This is a genomic window from Pseudonocardia bannensis (assembly GCF_012911875.1).
Taxonomy (GTDB): domain Bacteria; phylum Actinomycetota; class Actinomycetes; order Mycobacteriales; family Pseudonocardiaceae; genus Pseudonocardia; species Pseudonocardia bannensis.
This window is the reverse complement of the sequence record NZ_JAAXKZ010000119.1, coordinates 1-18,083: the sequence shown is the minus strand read 5'-3', so window position 1 is coordinate 18,083 and position 18,083 is coordinate 1. Positions and strand designations below refer to the sequence as shown.

Here is an 18,083-nt window from a genome sequence, read left to right as displayed (position 1 = left end):
CTGCACAACCCACCGCTGCCCAACCCACCGCTGCCCAACCCACCGCTGCCCAACCCACCGCTGCACTGCCCGGCGCGCCGTCGGGGCTCGCGGTGGCGAGCACCCCGGCCCAGTCCCTCGGCGCGCTCGTGCGCCGTGGCCGCCGGATCGCCATGGCCGCGGGCCGGGCGGACCTGGCGCGGATCGCGGACACCCCGGAGCTGGGCGCGGTGTGGCTGCCCGCGGGCCCGGTCGGCACGCCGGACGCGCTCGGGGTGCCACGGGTGGCGGCTGTGCGCGCGGGCGGCGACGACGAACTGCTCGCCGCGCTCGCCGCGGCCGGGGTCCCCGGCCCGAACGCTCCCGACGCGGTCGCCGTCTCGCCCCGCGGGTCCGCGGTCGGCGATCCGGATGCGATGGCGGCGCTGTGCCGGCGCGCGGCGACCGTCACCGGACGGCCGGTGCTCCTGGTGGCCGGGACCCCGTGGTCCGCGCTGCTGTGCGCGCGGGTCGCGTCCACCGGGGCCGCTCACGGGGTGGCGGTCGTGCTCGACCGCGGCGCCGCTCCCCAGATCGATGCGGCGTTACTCGCGCACGCGGTGGGCGAGATCCGCGACGCCGGCCTGGAGCTGCCGGTACTGGCCGGGCCGGTGCCGCACGGGTCGGTTGCCGAGGTGCTGCGGGCCGGTGCCGACGGCGTCCTGGTCGATCCCGGACGGGTGCCCGTCGCGGCGTCCCTGCTCCGCCGGCTGCCGCGGCTGCGGCCCGCGGGCAGGAGCTGACCGATGGGGACCGACGAACACCCCCGATCGCGACCGCCGACGGGTCGCAGCCGATGTGAAGACGACGAGCGCACCCCGCTCGGGAGGAGATGGTGATGCAGGTACTCCGGCCACAGACCACGGCCGACACCCTGCGCCTGCTGGCTGACGGCGGCGAGGACACGAAGATCATCGCCGGCGGCACGGCGTTGATGCTGATGATGCGCAACGGCCTGGTCATGCCCGAGCAGCTCGTCTCCCTCGACCGGCTGTCCGAACTGGACCGGGTGACCGTGGAGCCCGACGCCGTCCGGCTCGGCGCCCTGGTCAGCCTGCGCAGCATCGAGCGTTCCGCAGAGCTCGCCACGGTGCTGCCCACGCTGTCCGCCGCGGTCGGCCTGGTCGCCAACCACCGGATCCGCCAGCGCGCGACCATCGGTGGCTGTGTGAGCGAGGCCGACTACGCCTCCGACCCGCCCGCGGTGCTGACCACCCTGGGCTGCGAGGTGCACGTCGTCGGCATCGGAACGCAGCGGTGGATCCCGCTGTCGGAGTTCCTGGTGGACTACTACCAGACGGTGCTGCAGCCCGGTGAGCTCGTCACCGAGGTCCGCATCCCCCGGCCTTCGCCGACGGCGCGCACGACCTACCTCAAGTACATCAGCCGCTCGGCGGAGGACCGGCCCTGCGTCGGTGTCGCCGCCCACGTCGACCTCGACTCCTCGGGGCGCTGCACCGACGTCCGGGTGGCGGTCGCCGGTGCCACCGCCACCCCCTTCACGGTGGTCGCGGCCACCGAGGCCTGCCGCGGGGCCAAGCCGGACAAGACCGCGTGGGACGAGGTGGCGGCCGCCTACAGCGCCGCCATCTCCCCCATCGGCGACGCCCGGGGTTCCGCGGCGTACCGCAAGCACGTGACGGGGGAGCTCGTCCGGCGGGCGCTGCAGACCGCCTCCACCGGTACCGAGAACGGAGCGTTCCGACTGTGATCCAGGACAACATCGACAACACAGCGGGCGCCGGGATCCCCAATCCGAACCGGAGCATCCCGGTGGCGACGGGCCCGACCGTCGGGCAGCCGGTGGACATGGTCGGCGCGCGGGCGCGGGTCAGCGGCCGGGTCGACTTCGCCCTGAACGCGGTCGTCCCCGGGATGACCCACGCCCGGTTGCTGCGCAGCCCGATGCCGCACGCTCGGATCAGCTCGATCGACACCAGCGCGGCGGAGAAGATGCCGGGCGTCGTCGCGGTGCTGACCGCCGCCGACTTCGACCGGCCCGGCGCGCCGGCGCGCTACTACGGCGCGGTGCTGCGGGACCAGCCCGTGCTGTGCGGCGAGAAGGTCCGCTTCGCCGGTGACCCGGTCGCCGCCGTGGCCGCCGAGACCGAGGAGCAGGCGGCGGCCGCGCTGCTGGAGATCGAGGTCGACTACGAGCCGCTGCCGGCTGTCGGCTCGGTGGCCGAGGCGTTGGCCGAGGGCGCGCCGCTGGTGCACGAGAAGCCGCCGCTGCCGCGCGAGGCCAGCTACGCCGACATCAAGTTCCACGGCCGCGAGGGCAACGTCTGCACGAAGTTCCAGCTCCGCTCCGGTGACGTCGAGGCGGGGTTCGCCGCGGCCGACCACATCTTCGACAACACCTACCACAGCCCCGCGGTCCAGCACCTCACGATGGAACCGCACGTGGTGCTGGCGCGCTTCGAGGGCGAGCGGCTCACCGTGACGTCCTCGACGCAGGCGCCGTACGCCGTGCGGGACACCCTGGCCGAGATGTTCGGCGTGGCGAGCTCGAAGGTGCGCGTGATCGTCCCGCCGATCGGCGGCGGCTACGGCGGCAAGACCTACGCCAAGTTCGAGCCGGTCACCGCCGCGCTGGCCTGGAAGGCGCGCCGGCCGGTCAAGCTGGTGCTGCCCCGCGACGAGGAGTTCCTCTCGCTCACCAAGCACGCCGCCACGATCCGGATGCGCACCGGCGTCTCCTCCGACGGCAAGCTGCTCGCCCGCGACGTACAGGTCTACTTCGACGCCGGCGCCTACACCGACATCAGCCCGCGCCTGATCAAGAACGGCGGGTACAGCACCGCGGGCCCGTACGCGATCCCGAACGTCCGGATCGACTCCTACGCGGTCTACACCAACCTGCCGCCGGCGGGCGCCTATCGCGGCTACGGCGTCTCGCAGGCCGCCTGGGCCTACGAGCAGCAGATGGACGAGATGGCCGAGGCGCTGGGCATCGACCCCGTCGAGTTCCGCCGCCGCAACCTGCTCACCGAGGGCGAGCGGTTCGCCACCGGCGAGATCATGCGCGAGGCGCACTGGCGGGAGCTGCTCGACCGCACCGCCGAGGCGATCGACTACGACACCGACCGGCGTGTGGTGGTCGACGAGCACCGCGTCCGCGGCAAGGGCGTCGCGGTGATCCTCAAGTCGACGATCACCCCGTCCACCTCGCACGCGGCGATGCGCCTGGACGCGGACGGCAGCCTGCAGGTGCTCACCTCGTCGGTCGAGATGGGACAGGGGGCGCACACCGTCCTGGCCCAGCTCGCCGCGCAGCCGCTGGGGCTGCCGGTCTCGGCGGTGCACGTCACCGAGCCCGACACCCAGTACACGCCCTACGACCAGACCACCAGCTCCAGCCGGACCACCCGCGCGATGGGCGGGGCACTCACCTCCGCGGCCCACGTCATCCGCGAGAAGCTGCTGAAGCTCGCCGGCGATCTGCTCGAGGTCTCCCCCACCGATCTCGAGCTGGCCGACGGGCAGGTCGTGGCCAAGGGATCCCCGGGCGTACGGATGTCGGTGCCCGAGGTGTTCCGCCGGACCCGCACCGGCAGCATCAGCGGCGACGGTGAGGTCATCACCTCCGGCGGGCTCGACCCCGAGACCGGCCAGGGCATCGCCAGCGACCACTGGCACCAGGGGGCGGCCGCCGCCGAGGTGGAGGTCGATCTGGGGACGGGGAAGGTCTACGTCCGGCACGTGCACTCGATCGCGCACGCGGGCCGCGTCGTCAACCCCAAGCTCGCCCGGTTGCAGATGCACGGCAGCACCGTGTTCGGTATCAGCCACGCGCTGTACGAGGAGCTCGTCTACGACGAGGGCATCCTCACCAACCCCAACCTGTCCGACTACTCGATCACGGCGATGGGCGACATGCCCGCGCAGCTCGAGGTCGAGTTTCTCGAGGACGAGGGCGAGGCCGAGATCCACGGCCTCGGCGAGACCACCCTGCCGCCGGTGATCGCCGCGATCGGCAACGCCGTCCGCGCCGCCATCGGCGCGCCGGTGCGCACCCTGCCCATCACGCCGGAACGAGTGCTGGAAGCGAGGAACTCCTGATGGACCGGACCGACGAGAAGTCCTTCTCCTGCGTGGTCAACGGTGAGTACACCGTCCTCACCGGCGCCGACACGACACCCGCGATCGTCGCGCTGCGCGCCCACGGGCTGTTCAGCGTGCGCGAGACCTGCGGCATCGGCGTGTGCGGCACCTGCACCGTGCTGCTCGACGGCGAGCCGGTCAGCGCCTGCATCCTGCCGCTGTACGCCCTCGACGGGCGTACCGTGCAGACCGCCGAGGGCCTGGAGGAGGGCGGCGAGCTGTCCGACCTGCAGCAGCAGTTCATCGCCTCGCAGGCCTTCCAGTGCTCGTTCTGCACGCCGGGCTTCCTGATGAGCGGCCAGGCCCTGCTGGACGGCACCGACGGCCCGCTCGACGACGAGGCCATCGAGGACGGGCTGCAGGGCCACCTGTGCCGGTGCGGGTGCTACGCGGCCATCAAGGAGGCCGTCCGCGAATGCTCGGCAGCACGCACGTGCAGCCGGGCCGGAGCGCGCGGCTGACATGGCCTACCCGCACGAGCGACCGTTCGCCCCCATCCACGACCGGCTGCCGTACTCCCCGATCGTCGACCGGGCCCCGATCGTCTGGCCCGGCGGCGCGCGGGTGGCCGTCTGGGTGGTGCCGAACATCGAGCACTACGAGTACCTGCCCCCGCCCGGTGCGGTCGACGCCTACCCCCGCACCCCGCACCCGGACGTGCGCAAGTTCGCCTACCACGACTACGGCAACCGGGTCGGGTTCTGGCGGATGCTCGAGGTGCTCGACCGGCACGTGATCCCGTGCACGACCTCGCTCAACGTCGCGGTGCTCGACCACTACCCGGAAATCGCCGCGGCGATGACCGAGCGCGGCTGGGAGTTCATGAGCCACGGGCTCTACAACACCCGCTACCTCACCGGCCTCGACATCGAGCAGGAGCGCGAGTTCCTGCGCACCTGCAACGCGGTACTCGAACGCCACACCGGGCGGCGCTTCAGCGGGATGCTCGGGCCGAACATCACCGGCAACGGCTGGACGCCGGACCTGATGGCCGAGGCCGGCATGAGCTACCACGCCGACTGGGTGCACGACGAGCGCCCGGCGCCGCTGCTGACCACGAGCGGCGCACGGATGGTCGCGCTGCCCTACAGCTTCGAGCTCAACGACGCCCCGCTGCTGATGCGCTCGCACGTCGAGGGCGAGGAGTACGCGCAGTACTGCATCGCGCAGTTCGACCGGCTGCACCAGGACGCACGGGAGGGCGGACGGATGATGAGCCTGCCACTGCACCCCTTCTCGATCGGGCAGCCGCACCGGGTCGGGGGCCTGGACCGGGTGCTCGCGCACCTGCGGGCCAACGGCGCGTGGATCGCCACGGCCACCGACATCGTGGCGCACTACCGCGAGCACCACTACGACGCCGACCTGGCGCTCAGCGAGGCGACCCGTGTCTGAGCTCGCCCGTGCCGCCATGAACGTCATCGACGACCGGGCCACCGCCCCGGCCCGGCCCGGCTACGACCACGCCTGGTTCCCCTGGGCCCCGCTGCCGGCGCGCCCCGCACTGCGCTGGCCGAGTGGCGCCCGGCTCGCGGTCAGCGTCGTGCTGCACATCGGAGCGACCGAGTGGGAGCACCCGGGGAACCCGGTCGTGCCCAGCCCGCCGGGCGGGCGCGGCATCGGGCCGTACCCGGACGTGCCGCGGATGTCGCACCGGGAGTTCGGGCACCGGGTGGGGGTGTTCCGGCTGCTCGACGTCCTGCGGGAGGTCGGCATCACCCCGGCGGCCGTCGTCGACGTGCTCACCGCCGAGGCCTACCGCCCGCTGACCGAGCACTTGCTGCCCGCCGCCGGGGAGGTGCTGGCCGGCGGCCTGAGCGCCAGCCGCCCGATCAGCAGCGCGATGACCGAGGACGAGGAACGGCACTACATCGCCTCGACCCTGGACCGGCTCGACGCGGCGCTCGGCGTGCGGCCCGCGGGCTGGCTCGGACCCGAGCACGGCGAGTCGGCCCGCACCCCGGCGTTGCTCGCGCAGGCCGGCGTCGGCTATCTCGCGGACTGGGCGAACGACGAGCAGCCGTACCCGGCCCCGGGGGCGGGCGGGGACCTGTGGAGCTTCCCGCTGTCCTGGGAGCTCAGCGACCTCAGCGCGATGTTCCTGCGGCAGGTGGCGCCGCAGGTGTGGGCGCGCAGCGTGATCGAGGCCGTCGACCTGCTGCACGCCGAGGGTGCGACCACGGGCCGCGTGCTCGCCCTGCACCTGCATCCATGGGTGTCCGGGCAGGCCTTCCGAGCGGCCGCGGTCGAGGCCGTGCTCCGCCACGTCCGGGACCTCGACGGGGTCTGGATCACCACGCCGGGCGCGATCGTCGGCCACTGCCGAGAGCAGGCCGGGTCGTGACGCCGCCGCGCATCGCCCTGATCGCCACCGGCGGCACGATCGACTCGGTCGGTACCTCCCGACTCGACCTCGCCTGGTACACCGAGAATCGCGAGCGGCTCGGCGACGGCGAACTGCTGACCTCGATCCCGGAGCTGCGCGAGGTCGCCGAGGTCGAGCAGGTTCCCTTCCGGCGGGTACCCAGCTACGCCCTGACCAGCGGGGACTGGCTGGATCTGGCGCGAACCGTGCAGGGCCTGCTCGACGGCCGGTTCGACGGCGTGGTGATCACGCACGGGACGAACACCCTGGAGGAGACGGCGTTCTTCCTGCAGCTGACCGTTCGGTCGGACAAGCCCGTCGTGCTGGCCGGAGCGATGCGCCCGGCCTCGGCGCTGGGCGCGGACGGGCCGCTGAACCTGCTGCGCGGCGTCCAGGTCGCCGCCGCGCCGCAGGCCCGGGGCAACGGCGTGCTGGTCGTCCTGAACGACACGATCCACGCCGCCCGTGACGTCACGAAGACCTCGACGTTCCGGGTGCACACGTTCGCCTCCCCCGACACCGGCCCGCTCGGTGTCGCCGACGCCGACGGCCGCGTCGTCCTGCGGCACCGCCCGGCGGAGGCCGGGAAGGCCGAGTTCGATGTCGCCGGCCTGACCGAGCTGCCCCGGGTGGACGTCGTCGTGTCCTATGTGGGCGCCGACGGCGCGCTGATCGACGCGGCGGTCGCCGCGGGTGCCCGCGGCATCGTCAGCGCGGGCACCGGCGCCGGCCGGCCGACGGCCGCCGAGGACGAGGCACTCGACCGGGCCGTGGCCGCGGGCGTCGTGGTGTGCCAGAGCAGCCGGGTGGGGTCCGGGCGCGTCGTGCGGTCGCCCGGCCTCACCCGCCGCGGGCTGGTCGCCGCCGACGACCTCCAGCCCTGGAAGGCGAAGGTGCTGCTGGCTCTCGGACTGACCCGCACCGACGACCCCGACCGGCTTCAGGAGCTGTTTGACCAGGTGTAGCGGCGACGCGGCAGCGACCCGGCCGGACACCCCGAAGAGGAAGACGAACATGATCAACACGATGCTGACCTCGCTGAGCGACGAGCGGATCCGGGCGTTCCGGGCCGCCGGCCACTGGCGCGACAGCACGATCTACTCCCTCGTCCGCGAGCACGCCGACCGCACCCCGGGCAAGGTCGCGGTCCGCGAGCGGGATCGCCAGCTCACCTACGCCGAGCTCGTCGACGCCGCCGACCGGTTGGCCGCCACGCTGCACGGGCACCGGGTCCGCCCCGGCCAGCGCGTCGCGGTGTGGCTGCCCAGCCGCATCGAGACTGCGGTGGCCCTGCTGGCCTGCTCGCGCAACGGCTATGTCGCCTGCCCGTCGCTGCACCGCGACCACACCGTGGGCGAGATCGTCGAACTGCTGACGCGGATGCGCGCGGCGGCGCTGATCGCCGAGGCCGGGTACGGGGCCGACGCGGACCGCCACGACGTGTTCGCCGAGGTTCGCGGGCTCGCGGGGCTGCGGCTGGTGCTCGCGCTGCCGCCGCGGGACGGGACGGCGGCCGTCCTCCCCGACCTGCCCGCACCGGCGGCGGACGCGCCGATCCGCACCGACCCCAACACGATCGTCTACCTGGCCTTCACCTCGGGTACCACCGGAGCGCCCAAGGGGGTCATGCACTCCGACAACACCCTGCTCGCACCCGCGCGGGCCATGGCCACCGACTGGTCGCTGGACGCGGGGATGTGCGTCTACTCGCTGTCCCCGCTGAGCCACAACCTCGGCCTCGGCGCCATGATCATGACCCTGACCGGGGGCGGCGAGTTCGTGGTGCACGACCTGCCGCGCGGCGAGAGCCTCGCCGACCGGTTGCGCGAGGTCGGCGCGACGTTCGTGTTCGGGGTTCCCACCCACGCCATCGACCTGCTGGCGGAGCTGCGCGAGCGGCCCGGCACCGGGCTGCCGTCGGTGCGCGGGTTCCGGGTCTCCGGCGCCCCGGTGCCGCCGGTCGTCGCGCAGGGCCTGCTGGACCTCGGCATCGTCCCGCAGAGCGGCTACGGCATGACCGAGGCGGGGTCGCACCACTACACCGTCCCGGACGACGACCCGGCTCTGATCGTGGAGAGCTCGGGCCGGGCCTGCGCGGGGTACGAGGTGGCGATCTTCTCCCGGGAGGACCCGGAGCAGGTGCTTCCGCCCGGGGAGGTCGGGCAGATCGGTGCCCGCGGCGCGTCCCTCATGCTCGGCTACTTCGACGACCAGGCGGCCACCGAGAACGCGTTCAACGCCGACGGCTGGTTCATGACCGGCGACCTCGGCTGGATGGACGAGGCCGGCTACCTGCGGATCACGGGCCGCAAGAAGGACGTCATCATCCGCGGCGGGCACAACATCTTCCCTGCCAAGATCGAGAACTTCGCGATGCGCCACGACGCGGTGGACAAGGCCGCCGTCATCGGAGTACCCGACGAGCGGCTGGGCGAGCGGGTCTGCCTGGTGATCAAGCCGATGCCCGACCAGCAGGTGGACGCCGACCAACTGCTCCGCCACCTCGACGCGTCCGGCCTGTCCAAGTTCGACATGCCGGAGTACTTCATCGCGCTCGACGACATCCCGCTCATGCCCTCCGGGAAGATCCTCAAGCGCCGTCTCGTCGAGTGGGTCGACGAGGGCCGGGTGACGCCTTCCCCGGTCCGCTTCACCCCGGCGGCCCGCGCGTGACCTCCGGCCCCCACATCATCGGTACCCGACGGAAGGAACGACGGCAGTGCGTGCGGTGACGGTCCACGAGTTCGGCAACCTCGACAAGGCCGGTGTCGAGGAGCGGGAGGACCCGCGCCCCGGCGAGGGCGAGGTCCTGGTGGAGGTCCGGGCGGCGCCGGTCAACTACGTGGACCTCGTGACCTTCCGCGGCGAGTACCAGTTCAAGCCCACGCTGCCCTATGTCCCCGGCAAGGGACCGAGCGGTGTGGTGCGCGCGGTCGGTGTGGGGGTGCACGGCCTCGCGCCGGGCGACCGGGTGCTGGCCATGGCCGAGTACGGCGGCTACGCCGAGCTGGTGGCCGTCGACCACCGGCAGGTCTATCGGCTACCGGACGCGCTGTCGTTCGTCGACGCCGCGTCGATGTCGCTGGGGTTCGACACCGCCTGGATGGCCCTGCGCGATCGGGCCCGCATCCGGCCGGGCGAGACCGTCCTCGTGCTCGGCGCGACCGGCGCGGTCGGTCTCGCCGCCGTGCAGCTCGCCCGGGCCATGGGCGCGCGGCTGGTGCTGGCCGGGGTCTCGCGTCCGGAGCGGTTCGCGGCGGCCGCGGCCGCCGGTGCGCACGCGATGGTGGACCTGTCCCGGCCCGACCTGCGCAACGCGGTCCGCGAGCAGGTGCTCGCAGCCACGGACGGTCAGGGCGTCGACGTCGTCATCGACCCGCTCGGCGGCGACCCGTTCGACGGGGCGGTTCGCTCGCTGACCTGGCGGGGGCGCCTCGTCGTGATCGGGTTCGCGGCCGGCCGCATCCCGGTACTGAAGGCCAACTACCCGCTGCTCAAGAACATCGAGATCTCCGGCCTGCAGATCAGCGACTACCGCAAGCGGCTGCCCGAACTGGTCGCCGAGTGCTACCGCGAGGTCTTCGCGTTCTACGAGCAGGGGCTGGTGACGGCACCGCCGAGCACCGCCGTCCCGCTGACGGAGTGGAAGACGGCCTTCCGGACGGTGGCGGAGGGTGGGGCCACCAGCCGGCAGGTACTGCTGCCCACCGCGTAGCAGGTGGTGGACGGCCGCACCTGGGGCACGGCGCATCGCGGAGGGGCGACCCCGTCACCGGCGCCGGCCCGGGAGGAACTCCTGCAGTTTGGTCCGCAGGCCCTGGGCCACCAGGTGCAGGCCGCCCTCATCGCCCTTGAGCACGGCCTCGAGTATCGACTTCGCCTGTTCGAGGGTGGCGTGCGGCGGGATCGGCGGAACCTCGGGGTCGCAGATCGCATCGATCAGCACCGGCCGGTCGGCGGACAGCGCGCGCTCCCAGGCCGGGCCGAGCTCGTCGGGCGAGCGCACCGCGATGCCCTCCACGCCCATGCCGCGGGCGAGGTCGGCGTAGGAGACGTCGGGCAGACGCTGGGACTCGTCGAACCTGGGGGCTCCGCCCATCGCGCGCAGCTCCCAGGTGACCTGGTTGAGGTCGTTGTTGTGCAGCACGCACACCACGCAGCGCGGGTCCGCCCAGCGGTCGGCGTAACGGCTGATCGTCATGAGCTCGGCGAGCCCGTTCATCTGCATCGCGCCGTCGCCGGTGATCGCGATCGCGGGCCGGTCCGGCTGCGCGAACTTGGCCCCGATCGCGTAGGGCACCGCGCACCCCATGCTCGCGAGCGTCCCGGACAGCGAGCCACGGACCCGGCCACGGACGCGCAGGAACCGGGCGTACCAGTTGGCCGCCGAGCCGGAGTCGGCCGTGACGACGGCGTCTTCGGGCAGCCGCTCGGAGAGCTCCCAGACCACCCGCATCGGGTTGACCGGGTCGGCGTCGAGCATCGCCTGCTGCTCCATCGTCCGCCACCAGGCGGCGACGTTGTCCTCGATCCGCTCCCGCCACGCGCGGTCGGTGGGGCCGGCGAGGCGCGGCAGCAACGCCCGCAGCGTGGCCGCGGCGTCACCGACCAGATTGACCTCGGTCGGGTAGCGCATTCCGATCAGGGAACCGTCGATGTCGATCTGCACCGCACGAGCCCGGCCGAACTCGGGCAGGAACTGCGAGTACGGGAAGTTCGATCCGACGATGAGCAGCGTGTCGCAGTCGCGCATCAGCTCGTAGCTGGGCCGGGTGCCGAGCAGCCCGATCGCACCGGTGACGAACGGCAGGTCGTCGGACAGCACGTCCTTGCCCAGCAGCGCCTTCGCCACCCCGGCGCCCATGACCGCCGCAGCGTCCTCCACCTCGGCAGCGGCGCCGCGGGCGCCCTGCCCGACCAGGATGGCCGCCTTGGACCCGGAGTTGAGCACCTCGGCCGCTCGGGCGATCTCCGCCTCCGGCGGGACCGCGGTCGGTGCGGCCAGCCCCGGCGGGCTGGACGGCACCTGCTTGAACGCGTGCGCCGGCGGTGTGTACCTCTCCTCCTGCACGTCGCCCGGGATGATCACCGCGGTCGGCGCGCGGCGCGAGAGTGCGGTGCGGAAGGCCCGGTCGATCGCGTTCGGGAGCTGCTGGGCGACGTTGACCTCGACGAGGTAGTCGCTCGCGACGTCGGAGTACAGCTGCTGGAGATCGACCTCCTGCTGATAGGCCCCGCCCATCGCGCTGCGCTCGGTCTGACCCACGATCGCGACCACCGGGACGTGGTCGAGCTTGGCGTCGTAGAGGCCGTTGAGCAGGTGGATCGCCCCGGGGCCCGAGGTCGCCAGGCACACCCCGGCCCGCCCGCTGAACTTCGCGTAGCCGACCGCTTGGAACGCCGACATCTCCTCGTGCCGGGACTGGATGAACCGCGGCCGGTCGTCCGCGCGGCCGAAGGCCGTCACGATGCCGTTGATCCCGTCGCCGGGGTAGCCGAAGACCTGCTCGACCCCCCACTCGCGCAGACGCGACAGAACCTCGTCACCGACGGTGGCCGCCATGGCGCCTCCTCAGGGTCGCTCCCCGGATGCCTACCTCGTCGTATTGCCCCGCAAACGCCTCCGCCATCCGGTCGCGAACGGAAGAACCTTGACGACGGTCGATCGGAGGCGAAACCTTGCTCCGCGTGCGCGGTGCCACGCAGGACCTCATACCGGTGAGTGTCGCCAGAGTCCTCGTCGCCGGTTTCACCGCCGCGCTCGTCTCCGGCGTCACGTGCGGCGTCACGGTCCGGGTGCTCGTGCGTCTGTTCGTCCTCGCCGCCGGTCGCACCCCCGCGTTCAGCATTGCCGGCTCGCTGTTGCTGGTCGCCCTCTTCGTCATCTCCGTCGTGCCCGGGGCCGTCGCCTCCGCGGCGACCGCGCACCCCACACCGCTGGTGGTCCTGTACGCGCTCGGCATGGTGATCGTCGTCTACACGGGGGTCGCCATCGGTGTGGAGGAATGGACCGCCGCCATCGGCCACGGCCTGAGCAACCGCCAGGTGGCGCTGCTCGTGCTGCTGACCCTCGGCGTGGCGGTCGTGGTTCTGGGCAACCCCGTTCTGGCTCACCGGATCGCCCAACGCCTCTCCACCCGGAGCCGGATCGGCACCGAGCGACCCGCGCAGCGGCGCCCCGACGCCTGATCGGCGCGAAGATCCGGCCGAAGAATCGGTGTAACCCCGTGCCCCACGGTTACACGAGGCCCGCACGGTTGGCGGCGCTGCCGCGGAGCGGGAGGACAGGGACCATGACCTACGAGGAATTCGTCCGGAAGGTGTCGGAACGCGCGGGGGTGTCCCCCGAGGAGGCGACACGCCTCGCCCGGGCCACGCTCGAGACCCTGGGCGAACGCCTCAGCGGTGGCGAGGCCGACGACCTCGCCGCGCTCGTTCCTCCGCCGCTGCGGACCGACCTGCAGCGGTCCGTTCAGAAGCCCGCCGTGAGCTACGGGCTGCCGGCGTTCGTCGGGCGGGTGCGTTCGCGAGCGGGTGACGCCGGTCGGGTGGACGTCGACGCCGTCCGCGCGGTCCTGGTGACGCTGCGGGAGGCCGTCGGCGACAAGGAGTTCCGGGACGCGTTGGCGCAGCTGCCCCGCGAGTTCGAAGAGATGCTCCGGCAGACGGCGTAGCCGCCACGCCTGCGGTGGAGAAGGGAACGGGCGACCGCCATGACAGAGCTGACGATCTCCCCGGAGGAGATCCGGAGTGCGATCTCCAGCTACGTCTCGTCGCTGGAGACCGAGACCTCCCGCGAGGAGGTCGGCACCGTCTCCGACACCGGTGACGGCATCGCCCACGTCGAGGGCATGCCGTCGGTGATGACCAACGAGCTGCTGGAGTTCGAGGGCGGCGTGCTGGGCGTCGCGCTGAACCTGGATCAGCGCGAGATCGGTGCGGTCATCCTGGGCGACTACGCCGGCATCGAGGAGGGACAGCCGGTCAAGCGCACCGACGACGTGTTGTCCGTCCCGGTCGGCGACGCCTTCCTGGGTCGCGTGATCGACCCGCTGGGCGCCCCGATCGACGGGCTCGGTGACATCGAGGCCGAGACCCAGCGTCTGCTCGAACTGCAGGCCGCGTCGGTGGTCGAGCGGCAGAGCGTGAGCGAGCCGCTGCAGACCGGGATCAAGGCGATCGACGCGATGACCCCGATCGGCCGCGGGCAGCGGCAGCTGATCATCGGTGACCGCAAGACCGGGAAGACCGCGGTCTGCGTGGACACGATCATCAACCAGAAGCAGAACTGGGAGACCGGCGACCCCGAGCAGCAGGTCCGCTGCATCTACGTCGCGATCGGTCAGAAGGGCTCGACCGTCGCCGACGTCCGGCGCTCACTGGACGACGCGGGCTCGCTGCCCTACACGACCATCGTCTCGGCGCCCGCGTCCGACCCGGCCGGGTTCAAGTGGCTCGCGCCCTACACCGGGAGCGCGCTGGGCCAGCACTGGATGTACCAGGGCAAGCACGTGCTGATCGTGTTCGACGACCTGTCCAAGCAGGCCGAGGCCTACCGGGCGATCTCGCTGTTGCTGCGTCGCCCGCCGGGTCGTGAGGCCTACCCGGGCGATGTCTTCTACTTGCACTCGCGGCTGCTGGAGCGGTGCGCGAAGCTGTCCGACGAGCTGGGTGCGGGGTCGATGACCGGGTTGCCGATCATCGAGACGAAGGCCAACGACGTGTCGGCCTACATCCCGACCAACGTCATCTCGATCACCGACGGTCAGGTGTTCCTGGAGTCCGACCTGTTCAACCAGGGGGTCCGGCCGGCGATCAACGTCGGTATCTCGGTGTCCCGGGTCGGTGGTGCGGCACAGATCAAGGCGATGAAGCAGGTCTCGGGATCGCTGCGGCTGGACCTGTCGCAGTACCGCGAGCTGGAGTCCTTCGCCGCCTTCGGCTCCGACCTCGACCCGACCTCACGCAGGGCGCTGGACCGCGGCGCACGCCTGGTCGAACTGCTCAAGCAGCCCCGCTTCTCGCCGTACCCGGTCGAGGAGGAGGTCGTCGCCATCTGGCTCGGGACATCCGGTGCGCTGGACACGGTGCCCGTCGAGGACATCGGCCGTTTCGAGAAGGACTTCCTCGACCACCTGCGGCACCGGCACCCCGGTGTCCTCGCCGAGATCCGGGACACCGGCAAGCTCACCGACGAGACCGTCGACCGGCTCAAGGGTCTGGTGGAGGAGTTCATGAAGCAGTTCCGGACGTCGGACGGTTCGTCGGTGGTCCCGGAGGAGGTCGTGGCGAAGATGGACGAGGGCGAAGAGGAGCGCGAGTCGGTCCGGGTCGACAGACCGGCCCCGGCCGCGAGCTGAGGAGCGGCGGAGCTGCATTACCCGGAGTTCGGCTTCCAGCCGCTGCTGGACCAGGCGGTGGCCGGGGCAGACCAATGTCACTGGACGACTTCCTGGCGGAGATCGCGAAGCGGGAGCACGTCGACCGGGACATCGCGCTGCGAGACGCCCGGGCCGTACTCGCCGCGCTGCACGAATCGATCGGCGACGAGGAGCTCTCGACGTCGTCGCGCAGCTCCCCGGCGAGTACCGGTGGATGCTGCTGGAGGAGTACGCCCAGCCCGCCGGCCCGCTCGTCACGCGTCGCCGTACACCGGGATCTTCGCTCCACTGATCGGCCACGCGTCGTCGCCGATCAGGAAGGCGATCACCTTCGCGATCGCAGCCGGAGGTACCGCCCGGGCGGCCAGGTCGTCCGACATCCAGGTCCGGTTCGCCGGAGTGTCGATCACCGACGGCAGCACGGCGTTGACCCGGATCCCCGAGCCGCGCAGCTCGTCGGCGAGCAGCTCGGTCACTCGCACGACCGCCGCCTTCGTGGCCGCGTGCGCCACCGGAGCCCTGCCGCTCACCGCGGTCTTGGACCCCACCGTGACGATCGACCCCCCACCCGACGACGCCATCCGCGAGGCCGCCGCCTGGGCGCACCACAGCAGCGAGCCCACGTTGGTGTGCCACAACCCGTCGATGGTCGTCTCGTCCAGGTCCGCGAGCGTGCCCGGCACGAACCCCCCGGCCACGGCGACCAGCGCGTCCGGGGTGGCCCCGTCGATCTCGTCGATCCGCTCCCACGCGGCCCGCACCGCGTCCCGGTCAGCCAGGTCGACGGCGATGGCGTGGACGCCCTCGGCCCGCCCCACCTCGTCCAGAGCCGCGCTCGGCCGGTCGAGCGCGACGACGGTCTTCACGCCCCGCGCCCGCAACTCCGACAGCACCGCCCGGCCCAGCGCGCCCGCCGCCCCCGTCACCACCACCGCAGAAACCATGCGCCCATGCTGGAGCCTCGGACGGCCCCGGGGGAACCACCCCGCCCCGCAGACCGGACGAGGTGACGGGGATCGACGGACCCCACCCGGCGTGGTCTACTCGGCCGCAGCCCGACCTCGCGCGCATCGCCGGGCTCGGTGAGGAGGGGAACCGAGATGACGATGTGGCGCGTCCGCGAGTACCACGACGACGACCTCGACCAGATCGTGCGGATCTGGGAGGAGTCGCAGGCCACCGGCGACCGGCCGGTGCACGGTCTCGCCGAGGTGCTCGGAACGGTTCGCGACGGTGGCCTGGCCGTCGTGGCCACCGTGGGCGACGCCGTCGTGGGCACGGCGGTGACCCGGATCCACGGTGACCGCGGATGGATCGTGCTGCTGGCCATTGCGTCGGACTGGCGCGACCGGGGGCTGGGCAGCGCGATGCTGATCGAGACCGAGAAGCGGCTGACCGACCGCGGCATCCGCCGCCTGTCGGCGATGCTCCCGGACGGCGAGACGGGCGGAGCGGCGTTCAAGAGCTGCGGTTACGAGGCCCGCGAGCTCGTCTACTTCGAGCGTCTCGTGCCGCTGCAACCCCAGGACGTGAGCCGGCTCGGGGAGCTGGGCGGCCGGGTGATGCGGGCCGGGCTCTGGGAGGCGCTGGCCGGCATGCAGCGGGAGAAGGAGTTGATCGAGCGCCGCCTCGTGCTCCCGCTGTCCCAGCCCGACCTGGCCGAGAGCTTCGGGGTCCGTCCCCCGCGGTCGGTGATGCTGTTCGGCCCGCCGGGCACCGGGAAGACGACGTTCGCCAAGGCGGTGGCGTCCCGGTTGCGCTGGCCCTTCGTCGAGGTGTTCCCCTCCCGCCTGGCGGCGGAGCCGGGGGGCCTGGCGGCGGCGCTGCGGGAGACGTTCACCAGCATCGCCGAACTGGAGCACGTGGTCGTGTTCATCGACGAGGTGGAGGAGATCGCGCGTCAGCGCGGCGGCGATCCACCCTCGCCCCTGCAGAGCGTCACCAATGAGCTGCTCAAGATCATTCCGGCGTTCCGGGAGCGGGAAGGACGGTTGCTCGTCTGCGCGACCAACTTCATCCGCGCTCTCGACCCGGCGTTCCTCCGGCACGGACGCTTCGACTACGTCATCCCGATCGGCCCGCCCGACGAGACCGCACGCGCCGCCATCTGGCGCCAGTACATCCCCCCGGCGGTACTCGGTGGGATCGACCTGTCGACCCTCGTCGCGGCGTCCGAGCTGTTCACCCCCGCCGACATCGAGTTCGCCGCGCGGAAGGCGTCCCAGCGAGCGCTGGAGGCCGCCGTCTACGGAAGCGGCGGCTCACCGGCACAGACGAGTCCCGGTCCCTGCACGGAGGACTACCTCCATGCGATCGAGCACACCCGGGCCACGGTCACCCCGGCGATCGTCGAAGAGTTCGAGCAGGACATCTCCGCGATCGCCCGACTCTGACCGGCGTGCCTCCTGGCCGGCCGCCCATGTCGACACAGCCGTAGGCCTCTGTCGCCCCGGGTCTCGGCGAACTCGGCGAACCGCGCCCCCGCCGCTGGTGCTGCCGCCGTCGCCGGCCGGGTACCGATCCCGACCGGCCCGATCTCGGTCAGCACCGGCGCGTGCCGTTCGAGGTCGGCCAGGGACCTGCTCGCCGACCGTGACATCGCGGCGATCAGCCGGCAGTTCCCGCTGTGGACCGTGGTCAGCCTGCTCGACCTCATCTGGAGCACCACCGGGTGGGACGCGGCCGTGGGAAGCCGGGCCGTTACCGGCGTCGCCGCCTGGCCGCCCGAACCGCCCCGGCTGCTCCGGGCTCTAGCTAGCCGGCACCGGCTGCAGGCGACGACCAGCGTCGCTCGGACAGCGCGTAGTACAGCTCGGCGACCTCCTCGACCGGGAGGCGGGCCCGATCGCGACCGGCCGGTTCGGCCACCTCGACGACGTCGAGCAGCCCGACACCGTGCAGCAGCGCCGCCGACCGCAGTGCCAGTGCCGCCGGCACGCCTCGTCCCGCCAGTTCCCCGGCACGGTCGACGACCTCCTGGGCCTCTCGGCCGCGCAGCAGCTCGGGCAGCCGGGGCGCCAGCCTGCGCACCGGCGGCGCGAAGCGCGTGATCTCCTCCGTCACCGACGGTGGCCGCGGCCGGTGGGTGAGGAACCAGCGGGAGGCCCGGTCGAGCAGCCGCCGCGAGTCGAGGATGATCCGGTCGGCGACCGCGATCGGCACCTCGACCGAGCGGGCGGCGGCCCACAGCGCGGGCAGCTCGAACACCGCGGTGG

At 72.5% G+C, this 18,083-nt stretch carries 16 protein-coding genes; 13 read left to right on the top strand and 3 right to left on the bottom strand.

Annotated elements, in window-relative coordinates; genetic code table 11:
- The 9 genes from HF519_RS24040 to HF519_RS24005 form a co-directional block, all read left to right on the top strand.
- A partial coding sequence (locus HF519_RS24040) for a hypothetical protein (RefSeq protein ID WP_211170499.1) occupies nt 1–761 on the top strand: 761 nt, incomplete at its 5' end.
- 95 nt (nt 762–856) lie between these two features.
- Complete coding sequence (locus HF519_RS24035; RefSeq protein ID WP_169415265.1) at nt 857–1,729, top strand: FAD binding domain-containing protein; 873 nt, start codon at nt 857–859, stop codon at nt 1,727–1,729.
- Nucleotides 1,726–4,080 carry a xanthine dehydrogenase family protein molybdopterin-binding subunit gene (locus HF519_RS24030; protein WP_211170498.1) on the top strand — a complete coding sequence of 785 codons (2,355 nt, stop codon included), beginning with the start codon at nt 1,726–1,728 and terminating at the stop codon, nt 4,078–4,080. Before HF519_RS24035 ends, HF519_RS24030 begins: the two co-directional genes overlap by 4 nt.
- Entirely contained in the window at nt 4,080–4,583 is a 504-nt protein-coding gene (locus HF519_RS24025; RefSeq protein WP_169415264.1) for a (2Fe-2S)-binding protein, read from the top strand. The genes HF519_RS24030 and HF519_RS24025 overlap by 1 nt, the downstream gene beginning before the upstream one ends.
- Nucleotide 4,584: 1 nt before the next feature.
- Complete coding sequence (locus tag HF519_RS24020; protein WP_169415263.1) at nt 4,585–5,517, top strand: polysaccharide deacetylase family protein; 933 nt, start codon at nt 4,585–4,587, stop codon at nt 5,515–5,517.
- On the top strand, nt 5,510–6,466 hold the full coding sequence (locus HF519_RS33050; RefSeq protein WP_211170497.1) for a polysaccharide deacetylase family protein: 957 nt from the start codon (nt 5,510–5,512) through the stop codon (nt 6,464–6,466). Before HF519_RS24020 ends, HF519_RS33050 begins: the two co-directional genes overlap by 8 nt.
- Nucleotides 6,463–7,452: an asparaginase gene (locus HF519_RS24015; protein WP_211170496.1), complete on the top strand. Its 990-nt coding sequence runs from the start codon at nt 6,463–6,465 to the stop codon at nt 7,450–7,452. The genes HF519_RS33050 and HF519_RS24015 overlap by 4 nt, the downstream gene beginning before the upstream one ends.
- Before the next feature lie 49 nt (nt 7,453–7,501).
- The gene (locus tag HF519_RS24010) at nt 7,502–9,160 is read left to right on the top strand and encodes a class I adenylate-forming enzyme family protein (protein ID WP_211170495.1); all 1,659 of its coding nucleotides are present in this window, start codon (nt 7,502–7,504) and stop codon (nt 9,158–9,160) included.
- 46 nt (nt 9,161–9,206) lie between these two features.
- The gene (locus HF519_RS24005) at nt 9,207–10,202 is read left to right on the top strand and encodes an NADPH:quinone oxidoreductase family protein (RefSeq protein WP_169415261.1); all 996 of its coding nucleotides are present in this window, start codon (nt 9,207–9,209) and stop codon (nt 10,200–10,202) included.
- Between the two features lie 54 nt (nt 10,203–10,256).
- Here the strand turns inward: HF519_RS24005 and HF519_RS24000 are convergent, their stop codons facing one another.
- The gene (locus HF519_RS24000; protein WP_169415260.1) at nt 10,257–12,050 is read right to left on the bottom strand and encodes a thiamine pyrophosphate-requiring protein; all 1,794 of its coding nucleotides are present in this window, start codon (nt 12,048–12,050) and stop codon (nt 10,257–10,259) included.
- A 155-nt stretch (nt 12,051–12,205) separates the two neighbouring features.
- Between HF519_RS24000 and HF519_RS23995 the strand changes: the two genes are divergently transcribed.
- The 3 genes from HF519_RS23995 (at nt 12,206) to atpA (ending at nt 14,847) form a co-directional block, all read left to right on the top strand.
- Nucleotides 12,206–12,676, top strand: coding sequence for a hypothetical protein (locus HF519_RS23995; protein WP_169415259.1), 471 nt, complete (start codon nt 12,206–12,208; stop codon nt 12,674–12,676).
- Nucleotides 12,677–12,780: 104 nt separating this feature from the next.
- On the top strand, nt 12,781–13,161 hold the full coding sequence (locus HF519_RS23990) for a DUF2267 domain-containing protein (protein ID WP_169415258.1): 381 nt from the start codon (nt 12,781–12,783) through the stop codon (nt 13,159–13,161).
- Between the two features lie 39 nt (nt 13,162–13,200).
- Nucleotides 13,201–14,847, top strand: coding sequence for a F0F1 ATP synthase subunit alpha (gene atpA, locus HF519_RS23985; protein ID WP_169415257.1), 1,647 nt, complete (start codon nt 13,201–13,203; stop codon nt 14,845–14,847).
- 275 nt (nt 14,848–15,122) lie between these two features.
- Here atpA and HF519_RS23980 read toward each other — a convergent pair whose 3' ends face one another.
- Nucleotides 15,123–15,812 carry an SDR family NAD(P)-dependent oxidoreductase gene (locus tag HF519_RS23980; RefSeq protein ID WP_169415256.1) on the bottom strand — a complete coding sequence of 230 codons (690 nt, stop codon included), beginning with the start codon at nt 15,810–15,812 and terminating at the stop codon, nt 15,123–15,125.
- Nucleotides 15,813–15,950: 138 nt separating this feature from the next.
- Between HF519_RS23980 and HF519_RS33045 the strand changes: the two genes are divergently transcribed.
- Nucleotides 15,951–17,261, top strand: coding sequence for an ATP-binding protein (locus HF519_RS33045; RefSeq protein ID WP_312860312.1), 1,311 nt, complete (start codon nt 15,951–15,953; stop codon nt 17,259–17,261).
- 361 nt (nt 17,262–17,622) lie between these two features.
- On the opposite strand, the gene HF519_RS23970 is transcribed toward HF519_RS33045, so the two are convergent.
- A partial coding sequence (locus HF519_RS23970; RefSeq protein ID WP_169415254.1) for an NAD-glutamate dehydrogenase domain-containing protein occupies nt 17,623–18,083 on the bottom strand: 461 nt, incomplete at its 5' end.